This is a genomic window from Enterobacter sp. RHBSTW-01064, from assembly GCF_014103035.1.
In the GTDB taxonomy this organism is placed as follows: Bacteria; Pseudomonadota; Gammaproteobacteria; order Enterobacterales; family Enterobacteriaceae; genus Enterobacter; species Enterobacter mori.
The window spans coordinates 544,051-562,877 of record NZ_JABXOU010000002.1; the positions used below are offsets into that span (position 1 = coordinate 544,051).

The following is an 18,827-nucleotide window of genomic DNA, read 5'->3' on the forward strand; positions in this document are numbered from 1 at the left end:
CGGAGCAAGCTCCAGGGTTTGAGGTACAGACAAACATTTCAACAGAAGAGACTTACTTGTCGCCCAACTGTTCTGACATGGTATTACCCGGGTTTGGCGTACGCGGTTCATCAACCGGGCGCGGCGCACGCGGGGTGCCATTGTTGTCAGAATTGTTGGAAGCACCAGGATCTTCCCAGCCAGCTGGCGGACGCACTTCACGGCGTGCCATCAGGTCGTCAATCTGCGGTGCATCGATGGTCTCATATTTCATGAGCGCATCTTTCATCGAATGCAGGATGTCCATATTGTCGTTCAGGATCTGGCGAGCGCGTGCATAGTTACGCTCTACCAAAGATTTTACTTCCTGGTCGATGATACGTGCCGTCTCATCGGACATATGTTTCGCTTTAGCCACAGAACGGCCCAGGAACACTTCACCCTCTTCCTCTGCATACAGCAGCGGACCGAGTTTGTCGGAGAAGCCCCACTGCGTCACCATGTTACGTGCCAGGTTTGTCGCGACTTTGATGTCGTTGGACGCACCGGTAGAAACATGTTCCACACCGTAGATAATCTCTTCTGCCAGACGACCGCCGTACAGGGTCGAGATCTGGCTTTCCAGCTTCTGACGGCTGGCGCTGATCGCGTCGCCTTCAGGCAGGAAGAAGGTCACACCCAGCGCGCGACCACGTGGGATAATCGTCACTTTATGCACCGGATCGTGTTCCGGAACCAGGCGACCGATAATCGCGTGACCTGCTTCGTGGTATGCCGTGGACTCTTTCTGCGCTTCCGTCATCACCATGGAGCGACGTTCCGCACCCATCATGATTTTGTCTTTCGCTTTCTCGAACTCCACCATGGACACCACGCGCTTGTTACCGCGAGCGGCAAACAGGGCAGCTTCGTTGACCAGGTTAGCCAGGTCCGCACCGGAGAAGCCCGGGGTACCGCGCGCAATAATTGCTGCGTCGATATCTGGCGCCAGCGGTACGCGACGCATGTGGACTTTCAGAATCTGTTCACGACCGCGAACATCCGGCAGCCCCACCACGACCTGACGGTCGAAACGGCCTGGACGCAGCAGCGCTGGGTCAAGTACGTCCGGACGGTTAGTCGCCGCGATAACGATAATACCTTCGTTACCTTCGAAGCCGTCCATTTCAACCAGCATCTGGTTCAGCGTCTGCTCACGTTCATCATGACCACCGCCCAGACCTGCGCCACGCTGGCGGCCTACGGCGTCGATTTCATCGATGAAGATGATGCACGGTGCTGCCTTCTTGGCCTGTTCGAACATGTCACGCACACGAGATGCACCCACACCCACGAACATTTCGACGAAGTCAGAACCTGAAATAGTAAAGAACGGCACCTTCGCTTCACCCGCGATAGCTTTCGCCAGCAGGGTTTTACCGGTACCCGGAGGACCCACCATCAGAACGCCTTTCGGGATCTTACCGCCCAGTTTCTGGAAACGGCTCGGCTCACGCAGGTATTCAACCAGTTCGCCCACTTCTTCTTTTGCTTCGTCACAACCTGCAACGTCAGCAAACGTGGTCTTGATCTGATCTTCCGTCAGCATACGCGCTTTGCTCTTACCGAACGACATGGCACCTTTGCCACCGCCGCCCTGCATCTGACGCATAAAGAAGATCCAGACGCCGATAAGAAGCAGCATCGGGAACCAGGAAATGAAGATAGAAGCCAGCAGGCTTGGTTCTTCTGGCGGCTCGCCAACCACTTTGACGTTTTTAGTCAGAAGGTTATCGAGCAGCTTAGGATCGTTCACCGGGATGTAGGTCGTGTAACGGTTACTATCTTTCTTGGTAACGTTTATCTCACGTCCGTTGATACGCGCTTCGCGAACCTGGTCCTGATTGACCTCCTGCAGGAAGGTAGAATAATCCACCTTGCGGCCATTCGACTCGCTGGGCCCAAAGCTCTGGAATACTGACATCAGCACGACGGCAATGACCAGCCAGAGAATTAGGTTTTTCGCCATGTCACTCAAGGGATTAACCTCACATTACAACTGTGTTAAAAACAGCGTCAGGATACTCTATATCCAGTTTCATTCAAACTTTCGCCTGAAATCTACCGGTTATCATTTTCGCCCGGTCGCTACAATATACACTTCACGGGAACGCGCCCGGGAAGAGTCCGGCTTACGAACTTTAACCTTCGCAAACAGGGAGCGAATTTCCTTAAGGTACTCCTCGAAACCTTCGCCCTGAAACACCTTCACAACAAAACTACCACCAGGCGCTAGTACATCACGACACATTTCTAACGCTAGCTCCACCAGATACATGCCGCGGGGGATATCCACCGCCGGTGTTCCGCACATATTTGGTGCCATATCAGACATGACAACCTGGACCTTACTGTCACCCACACGTTCAAGTAACGCTTTTAGCACTAATTCATCACGAAAATCGCCCTGAAGGAAGTCGACACCGACGATGGGATCCATTGGTAAAAGATCGCATGCGATGATTCGACCCGCTCCGCCGATCTGCGTTACCGCATACTGGGACCATCCGCCAGGGGCAGCACCGAGGTCAACAACCGTCATCCCCGGTTTAAAAAGTTTGTCACTTTGCTGTATTTCATCAAGTTTAAACCAGGCGCGGGAACGTAACCCCTTTTTCTGCGCCTGCAGAACATATTTATCGCTAAAGTGTTCCTGAAGCCAGCGGCTGGAACTGGCAGAACGCTTTTTACCTGTCATTTAACTTTTCCGTCCGGGTTCATCGTTGCTTACCTTTGACGTAAATTTCTACGCTGCTATTTGGCGATATTAGGGAGATGGCGGTAGAATGAACCGTTTTCAATCCCAACGTAAGCAAAAATATACGATGAATCTGAGTACTAAACAAAAACAGCACCTTAAAGGTCTGGCACATCCGCTCAAGCCTGTAGTTATGCTTGGCAACAATGGTTTGACCGAAGGGGTGCTTGCCGAGATTGAACAAGCGCTGGAACACCACGAGCTGATCAAGGTGAAAATCGCCTCTGAAGACAGAGACACTAAAAACCTGATCGTGGAAGCCATCGTGCGCGAAACCGGCGCCTGTAATGTACAGGTCATCGGTAAAACGCTGGTGCTCTATCGCCCATCTAAAGAGCGCAAAATCTCGCTGCCACGTTAAGGATATCCCTAATCGAACACATTTTCTGTGTAAAACGAGGGATTTCTGTCAGCAGGTGAGCAAAATGCCACGCTCCTTGAGTTGTTAAAAGGCCGCTATGCGGCCTTTTTCTTTTCTTTACAATGTATCAACATCTCAGTGGAGAAGCGAATTACAGGTACTCGACCTTAATAATTTCGTATTCCACTTCACCACCTGGGGTACGGATCACGACCACATCGTCTTGCTCTTTGCCAATCAGGCCACGCGCGATGGGTGAGTTCACTGAAATGAGGTTCTGCTTAAAGTCTGCCTCATCGTCACCCACGATGCGATACGTTTGCTCTTCGTCGTTGTCCAGGTTCAGGACACTTACGGTAGAACCAAAGATCACGCGGCCATTGTTTGGCATCTTAGTGATGTCGATCACCTGCGCATTAGACAGCTTTGCTTCGATGTCTTTAATACGCCCTTCACAGAAGCCCTGCTGCTCACGCGCCGCATGGTATTCAGCGTTCTCTTTCAGGTCGCCATGCTCGCGCGCATCCGCGATAGCGGCGATAATTTCAGGGCGACGCACGGATTTTAGGAAATCCAGCTCTTCGCGCAGTTTTTCGGCACCACGTAAGGTCATCGGAATAGCTTGCATTTGTTATACCTCTTAAACATTCCTGTTGGGAGCAGTGTTCCCTGCTCCTGCCCCCCTAAGCGGGCAAGAAGCAAAAAGAAAACCGACCCGGGAGCAACGCCCCAGGTCAGCAGCAATTTTTCAATTTGATACGCATTTTACCGCGAAGTTCACTATGGGTCATCGTTTACTTTGCAGTGCTATGCACCGTAGTATGACGGTTTGTTTTCGGGTTGTTAGCGCGAGATTATGCGATTTTCCAGTTTTATCATCGGATTGACTACCAGTATGGCGTTCGCCGCTCAGGCCGCGAACGTTGATGAGTACATTAATCAGCTGCCCGCAGGCGCTAACCTTGCGCTAATGGTGCAGAAGGTTGGCGCCCAAGCCCCTGACATTGACTTTCACAGTCAACAGATGGCGCTGCCTGCCAGTACCCAGAAGGTGATCACTGCGCTCGCCGCCCTGCTTCAGCTTGGCCCTGACTTCCGGTTTACTACCACGCTTGAGACCAAAGGTAACGTCGAAGGTGGCGAACTGAAAGGCGATCTGATTGCCCGCTTTGGGGGTGATCCAACCTTCAAGCGCCAGGATATCCGCAATATGGTGGCGGTGCTGAAAAAATCCGGCGTAACAAAAATCGATGGCAACGTGCTGATCGATACCTCCATTTTCGCCAGCCACGATAAAGCGCCCGGCTGGCCGTGGAATGACATGACGCAGTGCTTTAGCGCCCCGCCTGCTGCGGCCATCGTTGACCGTAACTGCTTCTCCGTGTCGCTCTACAGCGCCCCCAAGCCGGATGATTTAGCCTTTATACGCGTGGCGTCCTACTACCCGGTCACGATGTTCAGCCAGGTACGCACATTAGCAAAAGGATCGCCGGATGCGCAGTATTGCGAACTGGACGTCGTGCCGGGCGATCTTAACCGTTTCACACTCACCGGCTGCCTGACGCAGCGTGCCGATCCGTTACCGCTGGCCTTCGCCATTCAGGACGGAGCGGGTTATGCGGGTGCGATACTGAAAGACGAACTGAAACAGGCTGGCATCACCTATTCTGGCTCGCTGATGCGTCAGACACAGGTTAATCAACCGGGTACCGTCATCGCCAGCAAACAGTCTGCGCCGCTACATGACCTGCTTAGGATTATGCTGAAAAAGTCAGATAACATGATTGCTGACACCGTGTTCCGCATGATTGGTCACGCCCGTTTCGGCGTACCCGGTACCTGGCGTGCGGGGTCAGACGCCGTTCGTCAGATCCTGCGCCAGCAGGCGGGGATCGATCTTGGTAATACCATCGCCGTCGATGGCTCCGGGTTATCGCGTCACAATCTGATCTCCCCAGCCACCATGATGCAAGTGCTTCAGTACATTGCCCAACATGACACTGAGCTAAACTTTATTTCGATGCTGCCACTTGCCGGGCATGACGGTTCGCTTCAGTATCGGGCAGGGCTTCATGCTGCGGGTGTTGATGGCAAAGTGTCAGCGAAAACAGGTTCGCTGCAGGGGGTTTATAACCTTGCAGGCTTTATCACCACAGCCAGCGGACAACGCATGGCATTCGTGCAGTATCTTTCCGGCTATGCCGTCGAACCGACCGATCAGCGTAATCGCCGTATTCCGCTGGTGCGCTTCGAAAGCAGGCTATACAAGGACATCTACCAGAATAACTAACGATGAAACTACTCATAGTTGAAGACGATTTGTTATTGCAGGAAGGGTTGGCGCTCGCGCTGGCGAATGAAGGATACGCGCTCGATTGCGCCGCTACGGCGGCAGAAGCCGATGCGCTGATCCAGAGCGGTGAATATAGCCTGGTGATCCTCGATTTAGGTTTACCGGATAAAGACGGCGCGACGCTGCTCAGCCAGTGGCGCCGCCGTGGCGTTGAAAATCCCGTGCTGATCCTCACGGCGCGCGATGCCATTGAAGACCGCATTCACGGTCTGGACGCCGGTGCGGATGATTATCTGGTGAAACCTTTTGCCCTCGCAGAACTTCAGGCGCGCGTGCGGGCACTGATCCGCCGCTATCAGGGACACAGCGATAACACGCTGACTGACGGTGATATTACGCTGAATCTTCAGACGCAACAGGTGTTGCGTAAGTCCCAGCCTGTCGAAGTGACCCCAAAAGAATTTGCCCTCCTGACGCGTCTCATCATGCGGAGCGGTCAAACGGTACATCGCGAGACGCTGCAGCAGGATATCTACTCCTGGCAGGACGATCCGGGTTCAAATACCCTTGAAGTTCATATTCACAATCTGCGGCGCAAGCTCGGCAAAGAACGGATCAAAACAGTCCGTGGCGTCGGATACCGCCTGGAGAGCCAGAAATGAACAGTATGCGTCGGCGATTAATGGTTTTGCTGGCGATTATCCTATTGTTTTTTCAACTTATCAGCGTGATTTGGTTATGGCATGAAAGCCGTGAACAGATTGGCTTTCTGGTGAATGAAACACTCTCGGCGAAAGCACGTAACAAGCACGTTGAGAAAGAGATCCGTGAAGCGATTGCGTCGCTGCTGGTCCCTTCTCTGGTGATGGTCGGTTTTACCCTGCTCTTCTCCTTCTGGGCGGTGACCTGGATAACCCGGCCGCTTAACAAATTACGTGCCAGCCTGGCCAACCGGTCAGCCGACAATCTAACGCCGCTGCCCATGTATTCCGATATGGAAGAAATTGGCGCAGTGACGACATCGCTAAACCAACTGCTGGCGCGTCTTGATCATACCTTACAGCAGGAGCGTCTTTTCACCGCTGATGCCGCACACGAGCTACGCACACCGCTTGCCGGGATTCGGTTGCATCTGGAATTAATGGCCCAGTCTGGCTCACCACAAGCCACCACGTTGATTAGTCGTATCGATCAGTTGATGCACACCGTTGAACAGCTGCTGATGCTGGCGCGAGCCGGACAGGCGATGGCAAGCGGTCACTACGATACGGTCCACTGGACAGAGAATATTATTGCGCCGCTGGGTCTTGAGCACGAAGCCAAAGACCATACGGTGATATGGCCTGCTAAAAGCACACTTACCGTGCAGGGAGACGCCGTACTCCTGCGCCTGATGCTCAGAAATTTGCTGGAGAATGCCGCCCGCTATAGCCCAACGGGGACGACCATCGAAGTCAAATTAGTGGAAATTGACGGCGGAACGCAGGTCAGCGTGGTGGATCAGGGCCCTGGAATCGATGAGGCACATCGACAGTCCATTACCGAGCCTTTCCGTCGGCTCGACCAGCGCTACGGTGGCAGCGGCCTGGGGCTGAGTATTGTTCAGCGTATCGTTCAACTCCACCATGGTAATTTAATGCTGGAGAACGGCGCTGAGGGCGGCTTAATCGCCAGCTGCTGGTTGCCGTCGACGTTAGGATAAAAAAAAGCCCCTTAGCGGGGCTTCTTTCAGGTATTAATGCTTGTAGATGAACTCAACGCCTTCTTCGTCGTCTTCATCCCAGTCATCGTCCCAGTCTTCATCATCGTCTTCCGCTTCCAGCTCTTCGAGCTGCTGACGGTGGTAGTCATCCCACATGAATTCGACTTTTTCAGGCTGTTTAGCCTCTTCCGCCTGAACGATTGGGTTCTCGATGATAAAGGTCATCACATCCCAGCAGAGATCTTTCACGCCAACCTGGCTTGCCGCAGAGATCAGGTAATATTTATCTTCCCAACCCATCGCTTCAGCAATGGCTTTCGCTTTTGCTTCAGCTTCGGCTTTATCCATCAGGTCGATCTTGTTAAAGACCAGCCAGCGTGGCTTACCTGCGAGTTTTTCGCTGTATTTTTCAAGTTCGCCAATGATGATACGGGCGTTTTCGACCGGATCGGACTCATCGATTGGATTAATGTCAACGATGTGCAGCAATACGCGGCAGCGCTCAAGGTGTTTCAGGAAGCGAATACCCAGTCCTGCGCCTTCTGCCGCGCCCTCGATCAAACCAGGGATATCAGCGACAACAAAGCTCTTTTCGTGGTCCATACGGACAACGCCCAAGCTTGGCACCAGCGTCGTAAACGGATAATCCGCCACTTTTGGCTTAGCGGCTGATACAGCACGGATAAACGTCGATTTACCGGCGTTAGGCATACCCAGCATACCGACGTCAGCCAGCAGCATCAGTTCCAGCTGCAACTCGCGCGTATCGCCCGGTGTCCCCATGGTTTTCTGACGCGGAGCACGGTTAACCGATGATTTAAAACGGCTGTTACCCAGACCGTGCCAGCCACCTTTAGCAACCAGCAGGCGCTGACCGTGTTTGGTCATATCACCCATGGTTTCACCGGTGCCCTGATCAATCACTCGCGTACCGACCGGAACCTTGATGTTGACGTCTTTACCACGTTTACCCGTACAGTCACGGCTCTGGCCGTTCTGGCCGCGCTCGGCACGGAAAGATTTTTCGAAACGGTAGTCGATCAGCGTGTTGAGGTTTTCATCCGCCTCCAGCCACACGTCACCACCATCGCCACCGTCACCGCCGTCAGGGCCGCCACGAGGAATATATTTTTCACGGCGGAAGCTTACACAACCGTTACCGCCATCACCTGCCACGACCAGAATCGTCGCTTCATCAACAAACTTCATTTTACTCTCCGTAACTCATTCGCCTGAGCGGGGGACTACTACGACCGCTTCATTTTTGCGCCAACGCCCCCAGAGACGATGACCAATGGCGGAATACATCGCACCCGCAACCACGACAAACGCACCGAGATAACCCAACAAGTTGAGCATCGGCTTGACGAAGACATCGGGCCAGGCCATTGATAACAAATCTGAAAATAACAGCGTAAACAGCGGAGTCAGCGTGATTAACGCACTTACCTGCGCTGCCTGCCAGCGCGCCATTGCCTCAGCCAGCGCGCCATAACCGACCAGCGTATTAAGCCCACAAAAGATGAGGCACGCCAGTTGCCAGTCGCTAAGCTGAGTAATCACACCCGGCTTTGCTAACGGCAGTAATGCTATTGTACACAAAGTGTACAACAAAAGGAGGATCTGCTGTGAGGCCAGACGACGCAATAACACCTTTTGCGCGACGCCATAACTCACCCAGACCGTTGCTGCCCCGACACCGAAAATCACACCCCAGGTGTAATCCGTCAGGCGGGTGAAAATCTCAACCAGGCTGGTGTTGAAAAACATCACCAGACCACAGAGCAGCATGCTCGCCCCGATAATCTGCGTTCCGCGCATCTTCTCCTTGAGGATAAAGACGCTGGCGACCATCATGCCGACCGGTGAAAGCTGGCCGATCACCTGCGACGCCGTGGGGCTGAGATATTGCAGGGAGGAGCTAAACAGGATGAAGTTACCGAACAGGCCGCCCGTCGCAATAGCCAGTAAAACCAGCCAGCGCGGCTTTCGGAAGAGACGCAGCGGTGGAAGCTTACCTTTGATCGCCAGAATGGCACCGAGGCCTATGCTTGCCATCAGGAAGCGATAAAACACTACCGTCGGCGGCTCCATCACGTCCAGTACCTGCTTCATTGCAATTGGCAGTGCACCCCAGCACATTGCGGTGGTGAGCGCCAAAAGAATACCTATGCCGGCCTGCTGCTTCATGCCCGTTTTCCCTACAGAAAATTTTCCGGGTTTCCAATGTAAAAAGCCCCGCAACACGTTGCGGGGCTTTAATCCGTTACCGGACCGAGAAAACCTTACTCAGCAACGATGCTGATGTATTTACGGTTGTTCGGGCCTTTAACTTCAAATTTCACTTTACCGTCTGCTTTAGCAAACAGAGTGTGGTCACGACCGCAACCTACGTTGTTGCCAGCGTGGAATTTGGTACCACGTTGACGAACGATGATGCTACCCGCCAGAACGGATTCGCCACCGAAACGCTTAACGCCAAGGCGTTTAGCTTCTGAATCGCGACCGTTACGTGTGGAGCCGCCAGCCTTTTTATGTGCCATTTAAATCTCTCCTCAGGTCTTAGGCGCTGATGCCAGTAATTTTCACATCAGTGAACCACTGACGGTGGCCCTGCTGCTTACGGTAGTGCTTACGACGACGAAACTTAACGATTTTAACTTTCTCGCCACGACCGTGTGCAACAACTTCAGCTTTGATCACGCCGCCATCAACGAAAGGAACGCCGATTTTGACTTCTTCACCGTTTGCGATCATCAGAACTTCAGCGAATTCAACAGATTCGCCAGTTGCGATGTCCAGCTTTTCCAGGCGAATGGTCTGACCTTCGCTTACTCGGTGTTGTTTACCACCACTTTGGAAAACCGCGTACATATAAACTCCGCTTCCGCGCACATCCTCGTATGAATCAGAGTGCGCTATAAATATTCACAATAGGGCGCGAATATTACGCAAAACGCGAGCCTTTGACAAGTGCTACCATCAATACATGAAGAAAAAAAACACAACACGTACGGTAACGTTTATCTGAGCCGTTTTTTCAGTACAATCAGCGATACTATTGATAAACCGAAACCCTTTGTGAACCCACACTCCGTGGGATAAACAGGATAAAAAGCCCGGCTTTTGCGATGAATTTAGAAAAAATCAACGAGTTAACCGCGCAAGATATGGCGGGTGTGAATGCAGCAATCCTGGAGCAACTCAACTCTGATGTTCAGCTGATCAATCAGTTGGGCTATTACATCGTTAGCGGCGGCGGTAAACGCATTCGCCCGATGATTGCCATTCTGGCCGCTCGCGCCGTTGGCTATCAGGGAAATGCCCACGTCACGATTGCGGCCCTGATCGAATTTATCCACACAGCCACGCTGCTGCATGATGACGTGGTGGATGAATCAGACATGCGTCGTGGCAAAGCAACCGCGAACGCAGCATTTGGCAACGCAGCCAGCGTTCTGGTGGGGGATTTCATCTATACCCGTGCTTTCCAGATGATGACCAGCCTCGGCTCGCTGAGAGTGCTGGAAGTGATGTCTGAAGCGGTAAACGTTATCGCTGAAGGTGAAGTCCTGCAGTTGATGAACGTTAACGACCCGGATATCACCGAAGAAAACTACATGCGCGTGATTTACAGCAAGACGGCGCGCCTGTTTGAAGCGGCGGCGCAATGCTCTGGCATCCTTGCTGGCTGCACTGAAGCCCAGGAAAAAGGGCTTCAGGATTATGGCCGTTATCTGGGGACTGCCTTCCAGCTGATCGATGATTTGCTGGACTACAGTGCCGACGGCGAAACGCTCGGCAAAAACGTTGGGGATGACCTGAACGAAGGCAAACCGACGCTGCCGCTGCTCCATGCAATGCGTCACGGAACCCCCGAGCAGGCGAAACTGATCCGTGAAGCGATCGAGCAAGGAAATGGTCGCCATCTTCTGGAACCTGTACTGGAAACAATGGCACTCTGCGGATCGCTGGAATGGACGCGTCAGCGTGCTGAAGAAGAGGCAGATAAAGCCATCGAAGCACTTCAGGTGATTCCGGACAGCCCGTGGCGTGACGCGCTGATTGGCCTTGCCCACATCGCCGTACAACGCGATCGTTAATCCTTCCCTCTTCTCCCCGTGGCCACACGGGGAGATTCTAATAAGCACCAATAAATTCCATAATCATGTTAAATCATCGGCTTACATTCCGCATGAATAAAGCCATGTCATATTCTGAATATTGCTTCCAGTAACGCGAACTTTTTAGAACACATGTTCGAAGAAGGTATAGTAGCCCTGTCATTTCAGGAGAAATGGCGTGGGTGAAAACGAACACAAGGACAGCTTTATGGATATGAAACTGATCGACTGGCACTCAGCGGATATTATTGCGGCACTGCGCAAAAAAGGGACATCACTGGCGGCGGAATCGCGCCGTAACGGGTTGAGCTCATCGACGCTGGCAAACGCACTGACTCGCCCGTGGCCGAAGGGAGAATTGATTATTGCGACGGCGCTGGAAACGCACCCGTGGATCATCTGGCCGTCACGCTATCACGACCCCATAACTCACGAATTTATCGACAGAACGCGCACGATGCGCCAGAAGAAGTTGCAGAAGGAGCAGTCGGAGTAACACTGCAAATTTAACAGCATCAGCAATCCCCCGGCCTTTACAGGCCAGGGGGGTGCAAGAACGATTACTCGCCTTTCACACGCTCGATATTTGCACCCAGCGCGCGCAGTTTGTCTTCGATACGCTCGTAGCCACGATCGATGTGGTAGATACGGTCAACAACAGTCGTCCCTTCCGCGATACAGCCCGCCAGCACCAGGCTTGCAGACGCGCGAAGATCGGTTGCCATCACCTGCGCACCAGACAGTTTTTCCACGCCGTGGCAAATGACCGTGTTGCTTTCGATCTCAGCGTGTGCGCCCATACGGATGAGTTCCGGCACGTGCATGAAGCGGTTCTCGAAGATGGTTTCAGTGATGAAGCCAGTGCCTTCAGCAACCAGGTTTAACAGCGTAAACTGAGCCTGCATGTCCGTCGGGAACGCCGGATGCGGTGCAGTACGCACATTGACGGCTTTTGGACGCTGGCCGTGCATATCAAGGCTGATCCAGTCTTCGCCGATTTCGATATCCGCACCCGCATCGCGCAGTTTAGCCAGCACCGCATCCAGGGTATCAGGCTGAGCGTTGCGACAAACAATCTTTCCGCCAGAGATCGCTGCAGCGACCAGGAAGGTACCGGTTTCGATACGGTCCGGCAGAACGCGATAGACACCGCCGCCCAGGCGTTCAACGCCTTCGATGGTGATACGGTCGGTACCCTGGCCGGAAATCTTCGCACCCAGCGCCACGAGGAAGTTTGCGGTATCCACAATTTCCGGTTCACGCGCGGCGTTTTCAATGATGGTCGTGCCTTCTGCCAGCGTCGCCGCAGACATAATGGTGACGGTAGCGCCCACGCTCACTTTGTCCATGACAATGTGCGCACCTTTCAGACGACCGTTAACGGACGCCTTGACGTAACCTTCTTCCAGTTTGATCTCCGCGCCCAGTTTCTCCAGGCCAAAGATGTGCAGGTCAACCGGACGCGCGCCGATGGCGCAGCCGCCCGGCAGTGATACCTGACCCTGACCAAAACGCGCCACCAGCGGGCCAAGCGCCCAGATGGATGCGCGCATGGTTTTCACCAGATCGTATGGCGCAGAGAAGTTGTTGACGTTGCTGGCGTCGATCCAGACGGAGCCGTTACGCTCGACTTTCGTGCCCAACTGGGTGAGCAACTTCATGGTGGTGTCGATATCTTTCAGCTTAGGTACGTTCTGAATTTCTACCGGCTCTTCCGCGAGCAATGCAGCAAAGAGGATGGGCAGCGCAGCGTTTTTTGCGCCAGAAATTGTGACTTCGCCCTGGAGACGCGTTGGCCCCTGTACACGAAATTTGTCCATGTAATTGCTCTCTTATAAATTCAACCGTGCTGCGGGCGTCTCGCCCTCAGCTCAAAAACCGTTTAGTTTGCGATCGCGTGCCCACTCTTGCGGGGTGAACGCTTTAATCGACAGGGCGTGGATGCGATTATCCGCAATGTATTCCATCAGCGGCGCATAGACAGCCTGCTGTTTCTTCACACGACTCATCCCGTCAAAGATCTCACCCACAGCAATAACCTGGAAGTGACTGCCATCGCCAGAGACGTGGGCTTCCTGAAGGGTGAGCGCATTCATCAGCACTGCCTGGATTTCATTATTTTCCATGGGGTCTATATCATCTGATAGTGAAAACAAGCCCAACATCTTAGAGCAAAGTGGCGTCGTCTTAAACAAGCAAAAAGCCCCGACGATGAAACTGTCAGGGCTTTCAGAAGTAACGCACTGAAAATATTAGTGCGGTAAAACGTCCTGAGGCAGATTATAAAGCTGCGCCAGGGTCATGACGTTATCGCTCGCGCCGTGAAGCCTGACGTTTGCACCCTGCGTTTTACCCACTGCGATCAGATGGGTGAGCAGCGCAACACCCGCCGTATCGACCCGCGAGACATCGCTTAAATCAATCAGCGTCACGCCCTGCATGGCTTCGTGGCGTTTATCCCACAGCGGGTTCAGCAGATCCTGATCGAGCTCACCAGACAGCTTTAACGTCTCGCCTTCACGCGACCAGCTCAGTTGCTGCGACATTACTTTTTCTCGTCCAGGGTAATTTTCTGACGAGAGATAGACTGCAGCTGTGCGGTCAGGCCATCAATGCCTTTCGTGCGCAGCAGGTCGCTCCACTCATTCTGTTTGGTGGTGATCATGCTCACCCCTTCGGCAATCATGTCATACGCCTGCCAGTTTCCAGTCTGGCTGTTTTTACGCCACTGGAAGTCCAGACGAACCGGCGGACGGCCGTTAGGATCGTTAATCGTCACGCGGATAGGCACGATGGTGGCATCGCCCAGCGGCTGTTCAGGCGCAATCTGGTAGGTCTGGCCGTGGTACATCGCCAGCGCCTGGCCGTAAGCCTGTTTCAGGTATTCACGGAACGCAGCAAAGTAAGCCTCCCGCTGTGCAGGGGTCGCATCTTTGTAGTAACGGCCCAGCACCAGCGCGCCTGCATATTTGATCTGCACATACGGCAACAGTTCCTGATCGACCACATCACGCAGGTAATCAGGATTAGCACGAATCTTCGGCTGTTCGTTTTTAAGACGATCAAAGGTTTTCTTCGCGGCCGCGTCCATCTGTTTGTACGGGTTGCTCTGATCTGCAGCCTGCGCCGCAGTGAGAGGGGCAATGACCAGCATGGCAACCATTAGCAGTCGTTTAAACATGAATGACTTCTCCTGAAATTAATTCGCAGCACCAGGGGTTGGCGCAACATTGGTAGGGTCTTCACTCTGCGCAGGGGCAGCGTCAGACTTTTTATCATCCCCTTTACTGTTGTAAAGGAACTGACCAATCATATCTTCCAGCACCATCGCGGACTTCGTATCCTGGATCACGCTCCCGTCTTTAAGGATAGTCGTTCCCAGCTCAGGATCTTCAAAGCCAACGTTAAGTGCCAGATATTGTTCGCCAAGCAGACCGGAGGTACGGATGGAGAGCGAGCTGGTATCAGGAATGTGGTTATAACGCTCTTCAATATCCATCGCTACGCGCGGCAGATAGGTTTTCTCATCCAGCGTAATGTCTGATACGCGTCCAATCACCACGCCGCCAATACGGACCGGTGAGCGCGCCTTCAGGCCACCGATGTTATCGAAGGTGGCATAAACGCGATACGTCGGCTCGGTGCGGACAGAGGTGATATCCGCCGCTCTCAGGCAGATAAACAGGGCTGCCAGCAGCGCCAGTAACAGGAATACGCCAACCCAAATTTCATTTTTTCTCGTTTGCATGAACTCAATTCCCAAACATCAGTGCGGTGAGCACAAAATCCAGACCCAGTACGGCCAGCGACGAATGAACGACGGTACGTGTCGTTGCACGGCTGATGCCTGCCGAGGTTGGAATAGCATCATACCCGTTGAATAACGCAATCCAGGTGACCGTAATGGCAAAGACCACGCTCTTGATTAGACAGTTCACAAGATCCATCCGCAGGTCGATGGCGTCCTGCATCGCGGACCAGAAGAAACCGGCATCAATACCTTTCCAGTGCACGCCGACTAACGACCCACCCCAGATACCGACCGCCACAAAGAGGATAGTCAGCAGAGGTAACGAAATCACACCCGCCCAAAAACGCGGTGAGATGACGCGACGCAGCGGATCGACCGCCATCATTTCCATACTGGAAAGTTGCTCGGTGGCGCGCATCAATCCGATTTCTGCCGTTAAGGCAGAGCCCGCACGTCCGGCGAACAGCAGCGCAGCAACAACCGGCCCCAGCTCACGCAGCAGCGAGAGCGCCACCAGCATTCCGAGGCTGGTTTCCGCACTGTAGGTTGTCAGCACCAGGTAGCCTTGCAGCCCAAGCACCATACCAATAAACAGACCGGACACGATGATGATCAGCATCGACAACACGCCGACATTATAAAGTTGCCGCACCAGCAAAGGCGCGTGCTTGCGGAATTCCGGTTTGCCGACCAGCGCGTTGAATAACATCAATCCGGCACGCCCGAACGTCCTGATGGTTTTTATGCCACGGTGTCCGAGCGCAGCCAACGCATTTAACAGCATGAGTGGCTTAACTCCCTATTCCCAGTAAATCGTCACGATAGTCGCCAGCCGGGTAGCGGAATGGCACAGGGCCATCTGCAATACCGTCGAGGAACTGCCGCACCCGCGGATCGCAATTTTCCTGCAGCGCCTGGGCGCTACCGTGTGCGACGATCTTTTTGTCCGCCACGATGTAGGCGTAATCGGCAATGCTCAACACTTCCGGCACATCATGAGATACCACAATGCAGGTGACGCCCAGCGCGCTGTTTAATTCAGAAATTAACTTCACCAGCACGCCCATGGTGATAGGGTCTTGTCCCACAAACGGTTCGTCAAACATGATTAAATCGGGTTCAAGCGCAATGGCACGCGCCAGCGCGGCACGGCGCGCCATACCGCCAGAGAGTTCAGACGGCATCAATTTTGCTGCGCCACGCAGACCAACGGCTTCAAGCTTCATCATGACGGTGCTTTTCAGCAGTTCGGGCGGCAGATGGGTATGTTCACGCAGCGGGTACGCCACATTGTCAAAGACGTTCATATCCGTGAACAAAGCCCCCGACTGAAAGAGCATGCTCATGCGTTTGCGGACGGTATACAGACGCGAGCGCGACATCTCCGGGACGTTCTCGCCATCGAAGAGGATTTCGCCACCGTCCGGGGGAATTTGCCCCCCAATAAGACGCAGCAACGTCGTTTTACCGATCCCTGACGGGCCCATAATGGCGGTGATTTTGCCATGCGGCACGGTCAGCGAAATATCATCAAATATCAATCGGTTGCCGCGAGAGAAACTGACACCACGGACATCGACTAAATTCGCCATCGTTTGGCTCATTTATGGTTCCTTTCTTACCCTGCCTCAGGCTAAGCATGAGGCTTAAATCAGCCCTAAACGCCACATTTTTACAGAATATTGCCTGTAGAGGTTAGCGAAAGCTGGCATTTGTTTTACTTTTCCGGCGCATAAAGTCAAAATTAGGAATTCGTTACGACTCAGGCTGTATGCAGCGCCAACAATTCCTGCGCGGTGGACCGGCAAGTATACCTGAAGAAAGGACTTTTGATGCTTTTAGCAACAGCACTGTTAATAATTGGTTTACTTTTGGTGGTCTACAGTGCTGACCGTTTAGTGTTTGCCGCATCAATTTTGTGCCGACTGATTGGCGTTCCCCCTCTCGTCATCGGAATGACGGTGGTTAGCGTCGGCACCTCACTCCCTGAAATCATCGTCTCTGTCACGGCATCGCTGCATGACCAGACAGACCTTGCTATTGGCACCGCGATTGGCTCCAACATCGTCAATATCCTACTGATTTTAGGTTTAGCCGCATTGCTGCACCCATTTCGCGTGCATTCCGATGTTCTGCGCCGTGAATTGCCGCTAATGTTAATCGTAAGCCTGCTGGCGGGCTATGTGCTGTATGACGGGGTGCTGAGCTACGATGATGGCATTTTCTTGCTCGCCCTCGCCGCGATATGGCTGCTGTATAGTGTTAAAATCGCCCGTCAGGCAGAAAAACAAGGGCACGACAGCCTGACCCGAGAACAGGTTGCCGAACTCCCGCGTGAAGGTACGTTGCCTGTGGCGTTATTGTGGCTGGGTGTCGCGCTAATCATTATGCCGATGGCAACGCGCATGGTCGTCGATAACGCGACGGTGCTGGCAAACTATTTCGCCATGAGCGAACTGACAATCGGCCTGACGGTGATTGCTATCGGTACCAGTCTGCCTGAGCTGGCCACCGCCATCGCGGGCGCGCGCAAAGGTGAAGATGATATCGCCATTGGTAATATCATCGGCTCGAATATTTTCAATATCGCGATCGTGACGGGCCTGCCAGCCCTGATCTCACCGGGGCCGTTTAACCCGATGGCGTTCACGCGCGATTACGGAGTGATGTTGCTTGTCAGCGTCATTTTTGCCCTGCTCTGCTGGCGGCGGCAACGACAAATTGGCAAAGGCGCAGGCGCACTGCTGACGGGTGGATTTATCGTATGGATGGCGATGCTGTACTGGCTCTCGCCGCTTCTCTCTGGGTAAACGGAAACGCATTATGTCGCAAATAGAATTGCAGCCGGGTTTTGACTTTCAGAAAGCAGGAAAAGAGGTTCTGGAGATTGAACGTGAAGGTCTGGCGCAGTTAGATCAGTACATTAATCAGGATTTTAGTCTGGCATGTGAGAAGATTCTCTACTGTGCCGGTAAAGTCGTGGTAATGGGAATGGGCAAGTCCGGCCACATTGGACGCAAAATGGCGGCGACCTTTGCCAGCACGGGAACGTCATCGTTCTTCGTGCACCCAGGGGAAGCGGCGCACGGCGACCTCGGGATGGTCACCCCGCAGGACGTGGTTATCGCACTGTCGAATTCCGGTGAATCCAATGAGATCCTGGCCCTGATCCCGGTACTGAAGAGACTACAGGTCCCGCTTATCTGTATGACCAGCCGCCCGGAAAGCAGTATGGCGCGTGCGGCGGATATTCATCTGTGCGTAAAAGTGCCCAAAGAAGCCTGCCCGCTTGGCCTTGCGCCAACGTCCAGCACGACGGCAGCACTGGTGATGGGCGATGCCCTTGCCGTTGCGCTGCTTGAAGCCCGTGGTTTTACCCCTGAGGATTTTGCGCTTTCTCACCCAGGCGGTGCGCTGGGCCGTAAGCTGCTGCTCAGGGTCAACGATATTATGCACACGGGCGATGAGATCCCTCACGTCAGCAAAGAGGCTTCCCTGCGCGACGCGTTACTGGAAATTACCCGTAAAAATCTGGGTATGACGGTGGTGTGCGACGATCTGATGAAAATTCAGGGAATATTCACCGACGGCGACTTACGCCGGGTGTTCGATATGGGCGTGGACGTTCGCACATTGGGTATCGCAGACGTCATGACGCCAGGCGGAATTCGCGTGCGTCCGGGCATCCTTGCGGTAGATGTCCTGAACCTGATGCAGTCCCGTCATATTACCGCAGTGATGGTTGCCGATGGCGACCAGTTGCTGGGTGTGGTACATATGCATGATCTTCTGCGCGCAGGCGTAGTGTAATGAAGGATAA

At 53.5% G+C, this 18,827-nt stretch carries 22 protein-coding genes; 8 read left to right on the forward strand and 14 right to left on the reverse strand.

The features are described from left to right. Positions 1 to 52: 52 nt before the first annotated feature. Together ftsH and rlmE are read right to left on the reverse strand one after the other, a co-directional pair. On the reverse strand, positions 53 to 1,987 hold the full coding sequence (gene ftsH, locus HV355_RS08495; RefSeq protein WP_010436002.1) for an ATP-dependent zinc metalloprotease FtsH: 1,935 nt from the start codon (positions 1,985 to 1,987) through the stop codon (positions 53 to 55). A 102-nt stretch (positions 1,988 to 2,089) separates the two neighbouring features. Next, entirely contained in the window at positions 2,090 to 2,716 is a 627-nt protein-coding gene (rlmE, locus tag HV355_RS08500) for a 23S rRNA (uridine(2552)-2'-O)-methyltransferase RlmE (RefSeq protein WP_010436004.1), read from the reverse strand. A gap of 127 nt (positions 2,717 to 2,843) precedes the next feature. Here rlmE and yhbY point away from each other — a divergent pair, with 127 nt between their 5' ends. Next, a complete protein-coding gene (gene yhbY, locus HV355_RS08505; RefSeq protein ID WP_003861814.1) occupies positions 2,844 to 3,137 on the forward strand; it encodes a ribosome assembly RNA-binding protein YhbY in 294 nt (97 codons plus the stop codon). Positions 3,138 to 3,288: 151 nt separating this feature from the next. Here the strand turns inward: yhbY and greA are convergent, their stop codons facing one another. Beyond that, the gene (gene greA / locus HV355_RS08510) at positions 3,289 to 3,765 is read right to left on the reverse strand and encodes a transcription elongation factor GreA (protein ID WP_010436008.1); all 477 of its coding nucleotides are present in this window, start codon (positions 3,763 to 3,765) and stop codon (positions 3,289 to 3,291) included. A gap of 228 nt (positions 3,766 to 3,993) precedes the next feature. Between greA and dacB the strand changes: the two genes are divergently transcribed. Genes dacB through pmrB form a run of 3 tightly spaced genes read left to right on the forward strand, consistent with a single transcriptional unit; the run spans position 3,994 to position 7,132 of the window. Continuing rightward, a complete protein-coding gene (dacB, locus tag HV355_RS08515; RefSeq protein WP_010436012.1) occupies positions 3,994 to 5,427 on the forward strand; it encodes a serine-type D-Ala-D-Ala carboxypeptidase in 1,434 nt (477 codons plus the stop codon). Between the two features lie 2 nt (positions 5,428 to 5,429). Then, positions 5,430 to 6,092, forward strand: coding sequence for a two-component system response regulator PmrA (pmrA, locus tag HV355_RS08520; RefSeq protein WP_182401622.1), 663 nt, complete (start codon positions 5,430 to 5,432; stop codon positions 6,090 to 6,092). After that, the gene (gene pmrB / locus HV355_RS08525; RefSeq protein WP_010436015.1) at positions 6,089 to 7,132 is read left to right on the forward strand and encodes a two-component system sensor histidine kinase PmrB; all 1,044 of its coding nucleotides are present in this window, start codon (positions 6,089 to 6,091) and stop codon (positions 7,130 to 7,132) included. The genes pmrA and pmrB overlap by 4 nt, the downstream gene beginning before the upstream one ends. A 33-nt stretch (positions 7,133 to 7,165) precedes the next feature. On the opposite strand, the gene cgtA is transcribed toward pmrB, so the two are convergent. The 4 genes from cgtA to rplU all read right to left on the reverse strand — a co-directional run bounded on the left by cgtA (position 7,166) and on the right by rplU (position 10,006). Next, on the reverse strand, positions 7,166 to 8,341 hold the full coding sequence (cgtA, locus tag HV355_RS08530) for an Obg family GTPase CgtA (protein WP_029739622.1): 1,176 nt from the start codon (positions 8,339 to 8,341) through the stop codon (positions 7,166 to 7,168). A 15-nt stretch (positions 8,342 to 8,356) separates the two neighbouring features. Further along, the gene (locus HV355_RS08535) at positions 8,357 to 9,322 is read right to left on the reverse strand and encodes a DMT family transporter (protein WP_010436020.1); all 966 of its coding nucleotides are present in this window, start codon (positions 9,320 to 9,322) and stop codon (positions 8,357 to 8,359) included. Between the two features lie 95 nt (positions 9,323 to 9,417). Beyond that, a complete protein-coding gene (rpmA, locus tag HV355_RS08540; RefSeq protein ID WP_004385076.1) occupies positions 9,418 to 9,675 on the reverse strand; it encodes a 50S ribosomal protein L27 in 258 nt (85 codons plus the stop codon). Between the two features lie 19 nt (positions 9,676 to 9,694). Then, positions 9,695 to 10,006 carry a 50S ribosomal protein L21 gene (gene rplU / locus HV355_RS08545; RefSeq protein ID WP_010436026.1) on the reverse strand — a complete coding sequence of 104 codons (312 nt, stop codon included), beginning with the start codon at positions 10,004 to 10,006 and terminating at the stop codon, positions 9,695 to 9,697. Positions 10,007 to 10,263: 257 nt separating this feature from the next. Here rplU and ispB point away from each other — a divergent pair, with 257 nt between their 5' ends. Both ispB and sfsB read left to right on the forward strand, forming a co-directional pair. After that, on the forward strand, positions 10,264 to 11,235 hold the full coding sequence (ispB, locus tag HV355_RS08550) for an octaprenyl diphosphate synthase (protein WP_108416129.1): 972 nt from the start codon (positions 10,264 to 10,266) through the stop codon (positions 11,233 to 11,235). A gap of 229 nt (positions 11,236 to 11,464) precedes the next feature. Further along, complete coding sequence (sfsB, locus tag HV355_RS08555) at positions 11,465 to 11,752, forward strand: DNA-binding transcriptional regulator SfsB (RefSeq protein WP_120159724.1); 288 nt, start codon at positions 11,465 to 11,467, stop codon at positions 11,750 to 11,752. A 64-nt stretch (positions 11,753 to 11,816) separates the two neighbouring features. Here sfsB and murA read toward each other — a convergent pair whose 3' ends face one another. The 7 genes from murA to mlaF all read right to left on the reverse strand — a co-directional run bounded on the left by murA (position 11,817) and on the right by mlaF (position 16,611). Further along, positions 11,817 to 13,076 (reverse strand): UDP-N-acetylglucosamine 1-carboxyvinyltransferase, encoded by a 1,260-nt coding sequence (gene murA, locus HV355_RS08560; protein ID WP_089597743.1) that lies wholly within the window; start codon positions 13,074 to 13,076, stop codon positions 11,817 to 11,819. 51 nt (positions 13,077 to 13,127) lie between these two features. Further along, the gene (gene ibaG / locus HV355_RS08565; protein WP_108416128.1) at positions 13,128 to 13,382 is read right to left on the reverse strand and encodes a BolA family iron metabolism protein IbaG; all 255 of its coding nucleotides are present in this window, start codon (positions 13,380 to 13,382) and stop codon (positions 13,128 to 13,130) included. Between the two features lie 126 nt (positions 13,383 to 13,508). Next, the gene (gene mlaB / locus HV355_RS08570; RefSeq protein WP_108416127.1) at positions 13,509 to 13,802 is read right to left on the reverse strand and encodes a lipid asymmetry maintenance protein MlaB; all 294 of its coding nucleotides are present in this window, start codon (positions 13,800 to 13,802) and stop codon (positions 13,509 to 13,511) included. Then, positions 13,802 to 14,437 (reverse strand): phospholipid-binding protein MlaC, encoded by a 636-nt coding sequence (gene mlaC, locus HV355_RS08575; protein ID WP_010436040.1) that lies wholly within the window; start codon positions 14,435 to 14,437, stop codon positions 13,802 to 13,804. Before mlaC ends, mlaB begins: the two co-directional genes overlap by 1 nt. An 18-nt stretch (positions 14,438 to 14,455) precedes the next feature. After that, complete coding sequence (mlaD, locus tag HV355_RS08580) at positions 14,456 to 15,004, reverse strand: outer membrane lipid asymmetry maintenance protein MlaD (RefSeq protein WP_010436042.1); 549 nt, start codon at positions 15,002 to 15,004, stop codon at positions 14,456 to 14,458. 4 nt (positions 15,005 to 15,008) lie between these two features. Continuing rightward, positions 15,009 to 15,791: a lipid asymmetry maintenance ABC transporter permease subunit MlaE gene (gene mlaE / locus HV355_RS08585; RefSeq protein ID WP_010436044.1), complete on the reverse strand. Its 783-nt coding sequence runs from the start codon at positions 15,789 to 15,791 to the stop codon at positions 15,009 to 15,011. Between the two features lie 7 nt (positions 15,792 to 15,798). Next, positions 15,799 to 16,611 carry a phospholipid ABC transporter ATP-binding protein MlaF gene (gene mlaF / locus HV355_RS08590; protein ID WP_010436047.1) on the reverse strand — a complete coding sequence of 271 codons (813 nt, stop codon included), beginning with the start codon at positions 16,609 to 16,611 and terminating at the stop codon, positions 15,799 to 15,801. Between the two features lie 228 nt (positions 16,612 to 16,839). Here mlaF and HV355_RS08595 point away from each other — a divergent pair, with 228 nt between their 5' ends. Both HV355_RS08595 and kdsD read left to right on the forward strand, forming a co-directional pair. After that, positions 16,840 to 17,817, forward strand: coding sequence for a calcium/sodium antiporter (locus HV355_RS08595; protein ID WP_089597745.1), 978 nt, complete (start codon positions 16,840 to 16,842; stop codon positions 17,815 to 17,817). 13 nt (positions 17,818 to 17,830) lie between these two features. Next, positions 17,831 to 18,817, forward strand: a complete 987-nt coding sequence (gene kdsD / locus HV355_RS08600; protein WP_010436053.1) for an arabinose-5-phosphate isomerase KdsD — start codon at positions 17,831 to 17,833, stop codon at positions 18,815 to 18,817. Positions 18,818 to 18,827: the final 10 nt, after the last annotated feature.

Coding starts and splice junctions, on each gene's coding strand:
- yhbY (WP_003861814.1), top strand. CDS start 2,844: ATGAATCTGAGTACTAAACAAAAACAGCACCTTAAAGGTCTGGCACAT.
- greA (WP_010436008.1), bottom strand. CDS start 3,765: ATGCAAGCTATTCCGATGACCTTACGTGGTGCCGAAAAACTGCGCGAA.
- cgtA (WP_029739622.1), bottom strand. CDS start 8,341: ATGAAGTTTGTTGATGAAGCGACGATTCTGGTCGTGGCAGGTGATGGC.
- mlaD (WP_010436042.1), bottom strand. CDS start 15,004: ATGCAAACGAGAAAAAATGAAATTTGGGTTGGCGTATTCCTGTTACTG.
- pmrB (WP_010436015.1), top strand. CDS start 6,089: ATGAACAGTATGCGTCGGCGATTAATGGTTTTGCTGGCGATTATCCTA.
- mlaC (WP_010436040.1), bottom strand. CDS start 14,437: ATGTTTAAACGACTGCTAATGGTTGCCATGCTGGTCATTGCCCCTCTC.
- kdsD (WP_010436053.1), top strand. CDS start 17,831: ATGTCGCAAATAGAATTGCAGCCGGGTTTTGACTTTCAGAAAGCAGGA.
- dacB (WP_010436012.1), top strand. CDS start 3,994: ATGCGATTTTCCAGTTTTATCATCGGATTGACTACCAGTATGGCGTTC.
- mlaB (WP_108416127.1), bottom strand. CDS start 13,802: ATGTCGCAGCAACTGAGCTGGTCGCGTGAAGGCGAGACGTTAAAGCTG.
- rpmA (WP_004385076.1), bottom strand. CDS start 9,675: ATGGCACATAAAAAGGCTGGCGGCTCCACACGTAACGGTCGCGATTCA.
- rlmE (WP_010436004.1), bottom strand. CDS start 2,716: ATGACAGGTAAAAAGCGTTCTGCCAGTTCCAGCCGCTGGCTTCAGGAA.
- ftsH (WP_010436002.1), bottom strand. CDS start 1,987: ATGGCGAAAAACCTAATTCTCTGGCTGGTCATTGCCGTCGTGCTGATG.
- murA (WP_089597743.1), bottom strand. CDS start 13,076: ATGGACAAATTTCGTGTACAGGGGCCAACGCGTCTCCAGGGCGAAGTC.
- HV355_RS08595 (WP_089597745.1), top strand. CDS start 16,840: ATGCTTTTAGCAACAGCACTGTTAATAATTGGTTTACTTTTGGTGGTC.
- ispB (WP_108416129.1), top strand. CDS start 10,264: ATGAATTTAGAAAAAATCAACGAGTTAACCGCGCAAGATATGGCGGGT.
- rplU (WP_010436026.1), bottom strand. CDS start 10,006: ATGTACGCGGTTTTCCAAAGTGGTGGTAAACAACACCGAGTAAGCGAA.
- pmrA (WP_182401622.1), top strand. CDS start 5,430: ATGAAACTACTCATAGTTGAAGACGATTTGTTATTGCAGGAAGGGTTG.
- HV355_RS08535 (WP_010436020.1), bottom strand. CDS start 9,322: ATGAAGCAGCAGGCCGGCATAGGTATTCTTTTGGCGCTCACCACCGCA.
- ibaG (WP_108416128.1), bottom strand. CDS start 13,382: ATGGAAAATAATGAAATCCAGGCAGTGCTGATGAATGCGCTCACCCTT.
- mlaF (WP_010436047.1), bottom strand. CDS start 16,611: ATGAGCCAAACGATGGCGAATTTAGTCGATGTCCGTGGTGTCAGTTTC.
- sfsB (WP_120159724.1), top strand. CDS start 11,465: ATGGATATGAAACTGATCGACTGGCACTCAGCGGATATTATTGCGGCA.
- mlaE (WP_010436044.1), bottom strand. CDS start 15,791: ATGCTGTTAAATGCGTTGGCTGCGCTCGGACACCGTGGCATAAAAACC.